Consider the following 4,338-nt stretch of genomic DNA (forward strand, 5'->3'; position numbering starts at 1 on the left):
CATCGAGATAACCAATCCCGGCTCCGGGTGGACTCCGCGTCTCGACTCCGGCGCCTATCGCGGCTCGCGGGTCGGACTTCGCGGCAGTGAGCCGATTGGTGCGGATACCTCGGTGGTGTTCGTGCTGGAAAACGGCTTTGGCAGCAACGACGGTTCACTGCAGACGCCCGGCGTTCTCTTCAATCGTCAGGCATGGATCGGAACGCATAGCACGTGGGGAGAGATCAGAGTGGGCCGGCAATACTCGCCGATCTACATCCCGTTCAAGGGCAGTCTCGATGCGTTTGGCGCCGGCACGATTGCGTCGGGACTCAACAACCTGTCGAAGATCACGCCGTACTCGAATAACGCGATCACGTATCTTTCGCCGGTTATCGCCGGCTTCGACACCACGGTCATGTTCGCAATGCGGGATCCGTCGGAAAACGACGGCAATGGTATCGACGGATATTTCGTCACCGCCGAGTATCAGATCGGCACGTTCAAGCTGCTCTATTCACGTCAGCAGACCCATGGTGACGGCGCGCTGCGGGCCAATCTCGGCGGGGTGACGCTCGGGACTGAGAAAGTCCGTGTGTGGCTGAACTTCTTCAACGGCGATGGCGGTACGCCGCTTTATCACGGCGCGGGCGGTTCCCTTTCGGCGCAATACAGTTTTTCGCCGCATGCGCGGGCGTCTGCCGGCTATGCCCACGTGCGTGATTTTACGGGGGCTGGGGCGAGCGCCGACCAGTTCAGTGCGGCCTTCGAATATGATGTCTCGCGCACGCTGCTCTTCTACTTCAGCGCGGCCTATCTGGCGAATCACGACGATGCGAGCTTTACGCTGCGCGGTGTCAATGTGACCGGGCTGCCGGTTGCTTATCCCGGGGCGCCGGTCAAGGGCGTGCAGCTTGGATTGATCGAGCGATTCTGAGCGCCACCGTACAGACGCGCCGGATCAGCCGTATGATTCTGGGATCTCAACGATCTGCTGGCGATCGTCCTTGAGCATGTCGAGCAATCCAGCAGAACGATCGCGCTACTACGATGAAACCGTCCGTTCTCCGCATGCTATCCGCCCTTGCGTCGCTAGGCGTGGGATTCTCTCCAGCCATGTGCCATGCCGACGCGCTCGATTCGAAACTGGATTGCCAATCGAGCCCGCATGATTTCATTGCCGCACTTCTGGACGAGCAGTCGATCGATCCAAAGCCCATGCGCATCGAAGCGAATTCGGTCAACGCATTTCGACCCACGCACGGCAGCAACCTGACGGCATTCGGCTTTCATGTCTATGCCGTCTTCGGGTATGAAAAAGACGATCCCATCTTCAAACAAGGCAGCGGCCAGCCGGTCAAGCATTCAACCTATGGCGTGGTGGTGACCGGCTCAGCCACGTCGGTCGCGGCGAGTGCACGCCGGGCAGGCAGCAATGCTGTCGTTCACGAGGTGATTCCGCTTGTTCTCGCAGCCGTTTACTGCAATGGCGATTGATACCCGTACTTCATTGGACCGAGTCGTGGCAAACAACCGAATCAGGAGACAATCGTGCATATGCTCACTAGCGCCGGTCCGCTGGCTTCATTGATCGCCGGCATCCTGATTCTTGTCGTGCCACGTCTGTTGAACTACATCGTGGCGATCTACCTGATCGTGATTGGACTGCTGGGGCTTTTTGGAAGCCACCTCCGTTGAGCGCACGTGCGTTTCACGCTTCCGGTTCAATCACTCTTTCGCCCACTCCGCGGCCGTGGCGATCGCAAAGTCCCGATAGGACCTCGGCTGCCGCCCGAGCAGCCCAGCCAGGCGATCCACTTCCGCTTTCGAAGCGACCGCGCCGTCCTGTTGATACCGGCGCATCATCAGGCGCATGTCGTAGGCGAGCCAGGCTGGCGCCTGCCGCGTTTATTGGTCGAACAGGATGTGTCGGCGGGACGGCTGGTTTGCTTGGGAGCGGAGGCAGGTTCCCCCGTGCAAATCTGGGCGCTTTATAGTTCGCGCCGTTTGCTGAGCGCCAAAGTGCGGGCGTTCATGGATATGCTGAAACCGGACTCTGTCAGGTCCTGACAGGCTGTTCCGTAAACATGGCTCGAATCGCTTAAGGTCGACTCGGCCCTACACAACGGTCTCTTGAGGAAGGATCGTGATCCTCCGCGCATAACATGTTGTCGACTGGAAATGGTTTCGAACTCAATGGCAATAACCTGAGCGATACTCGCAAACTTTGCGAATAGCCGGCAAAGATATGCCTGCTGCATTTCCCACAGTTCACCCCGTGATTTAAGGTGATTTATGTTAACGAGGAACAACTGTCAGGAGAGCATCACTCATGATCAAGAAACGAATTCGTGCTGCGCTGTTTGGCGCGGTGATCGCGGTGGTTGCGTCAACGTGTCAGGCGCAATACACCACCGACTGGCTCGCGAACACATTCGGCACGCTTGCCGCACACGTGGGCAACACGGCGCGCTCGATGTGGGTCGCGCCCGAAGGCGTGATCTACACAGCTTCCCTATGGGACGAAAACGAGGGTGGCGTTGCGATCTATCAGAATGGCAAGAGCATGGGTTCGATTGGAATCAACAGCGAATTTCAAGGCGGTGCCATTACGGGGAACGCCACGTCGATCTTCGCTGCGTTGCAGTTCAACAATACGTATGGAAGCGGCGTGGTAGGACGATATAACCGCGCGACCCAGACACGCGATCTTCTCATCCACGTGAGCACCTGGAACGCCATTCAGCGCGCCGATGTGATCACCGGGCTGGCTACGGCCGGATCACTCCTTTATGCGAGCGATTTTTTTGGCAATCGCGTGCGAGTCTATTCCACCGACGGTGTGTGGCAGCAGGATATCAATGTAGCGAGTCCCGGTGCACTCGCTTTGGATGGCGCCGGTAATCTCTGGGTCGCGCGGCAAAGCGCGGGCACCATCGTCGAATTCAGCTCGTCCGGCGCGACGTTGAACACCATCCAGATGTCTGCGGGTTCACGCCCGTCCGCGCTGTATTTCGACGCGTCGTCGGGACAACTCATGGTCGGTGACCAGGGGCCCGACATGAACATCAAGCTCTACAACGTGTCGGGTACGCCGGCGCTGGCCGGTACGTTCGGCATTCAAGGCGGTTACCTCGACACCACCACCGGCACTAAAGGTCAGGTTGGCGACAAGCGCTTCACGCGTGTTGTCGGCATCGGTAAAGATGCTGGCGGCAACCTGTATGTGCTCAATAACCCGTGGGGCGGAGGATGGGATCTTGGCCGTAATGGGGGCACCGACCTTCACGCGTACAACAGTGCCGGCAACCTGCAGTGGAAACTTCAGTCCCTCAACTTCGAGGCAGTCGCAGCACCGGACCCGGTGACGGATGGCGCCTATTTCTACAGTGGCACCAACATTTACACGGGCACCGCGGGCGGCACCTTCGTTGCGAATACCGTCGACCCGTTTAGCTATCCTTCCGATCCCCGTCTCAACATGAACGACACGCAGCGCGACGAGCACTTCGGTCAGCTCGTCAGCGTCGGTGGAAACCGGATTCTCGTCGCGTCGGGACAGAACCCTGGCGTCTTCTATTTTTTCCATTTCAACCCGGCGAGCGGTTACATCGCGATTCCCGATGCGTCGATTCCAGGTCCCGCGTTCAATACGACGCGCTCGGTCACGGGTGGATTTTGTATCGATAGCAGAGGAGATGTATGGGCTGGTCTGGATCGGACGAATCACATCTATCACTACCCGCTGACCGGGTTCGACGGTAGCGGGAAGCCGACATGGGGATCCGCAATCGCCATCTCCATTCCGGAGAGCATCCGGCCATTGACGCGCATTATCTACCTGCCGGAGAGCGATACCATGATTCTCGCGCAAGGCATTGCCGGGAGCTGGGACTGGACGGCGATGCAATCGAGAATCGAGGTGTATCACGGTTGGAGCGCGGGCAACACGACGTGGCCCGATCCGGTGATCAACCTTACCAGTGTGAATCCCAAGTCGATCACGGCCGCCGGGAATTATCTCTTTGTCGGCTACGTGCATACGGTGCCCAACATCGACGCCTTCAATCTCACTACCGGCCACCTCGATACGACACTGATCAACTCGAGTGCGGGCACGGTGGATGTGGGTAACGACGTGGATTCCATGTACGGTCTGAGGGTGTACCTGAGAGCGGCGGGTGAGTATGTGATCACGAAAGACAACTACAACGGTTCCAGTATTGTTGTTTATCGCTGGACACCTTGACTGGTTAATTTCGAGTCAACCATCAGACGAAAAATGCTGCGGTGCGGATTTCGGATTTCGTTGAATTCGCATCGTTGAGTTCTTTCTCGAAGACGTCGAGAAGGTTCACC

5 protein-coding genes are annotated in these 4,338 nt (G+C 58.0%); all 5 read left to right on the forward strand.

What is annotated here, in order from left to right:
• A partial coding sequence (locus QOC89_RS21635; protein ID WP_323046882.1) for a porin occupies positions 1 to 916 on the forward strand: 916 nt, incomplete at its 5' end.
• Positions 917 to 1,029: 113 nt separating this feature from the next.
• Positions 1,030 to 1,476, forward strand: a complete 447-nt coding sequence (locus QOC89_RS21640) for a hypothetical protein (RefSeq protein ID WP_323046883.1) — start codon at positions 1,030 to 1,032, stop codon at positions 1,474 to 1,476.
• A gap of 54 nt (positions 1,477 to 1,530) precedes the next feature.
• The gene (locus QOC89_RS21645) at positions 1,531 to 1,677 is read left to right on the forward strand and encodes a DUF3096 domain-containing protein (RefSeq protein WP_179740537.1); all 147 of its coding nucleotides are present in this window, start codon (positions 1,531 to 1,533) and stop codon (positions 1,675 to 1,677) included.
• Positions 1,678 to 1,683: 6 nt separating this feature from the next.
• A complete protein-coding gene (locus QOC89_RS31945; protein ID WP_416340433.1) occupies positions 1,684 to 2,049 on the forward strand; it encodes a LysR substrate-binding domain-containing protein in 366 nt (121 codons plus the stop codon).
• A 262-nt stretch (positions 2,050 to 2,311) separates the two neighbouring features.
• Complete coding sequence (locus tag QOC89_RS21655; RefSeq protein WP_323046884.1) at positions 2,312 to 4,228, forward strand: SMP-30/gluconolaconase/LRE-like region family protein; 1,917 nt, start codon at positions 2,312 to 2,314, stop codon at positions 4,226 to 4,228.
• Positions 4,229 to 4,338: the final 110 nt, after the last annotated feature.

Source organism: Paraburkholderia sp. (genome assembly GCF_034668105.1).
GTDB lineage: Bacteria > Pseudomonadota > Gammaproteobacteria > Burkholderiales > Burkholderiaceae > Paraburkholderia.

What these genes read in the sequence shown, in the direction of transcription:
- QOC89_RS21640 (WP_323046883.1), top strand. Translation starts at nt 1,030, where the DNA reads ATGAAACCGTCCGTTCTCCGCATGCTATCCGCCCTTGCGTCGCTAGGC.
- QOC89_RS21655 (WP_323046884.1), top strand. Translation starts at nt 2,312, where the DNA reads ATGATCAAGAAACGAATTCGTGCTGCGCTGTTTGGCGCGGTGATCGCG.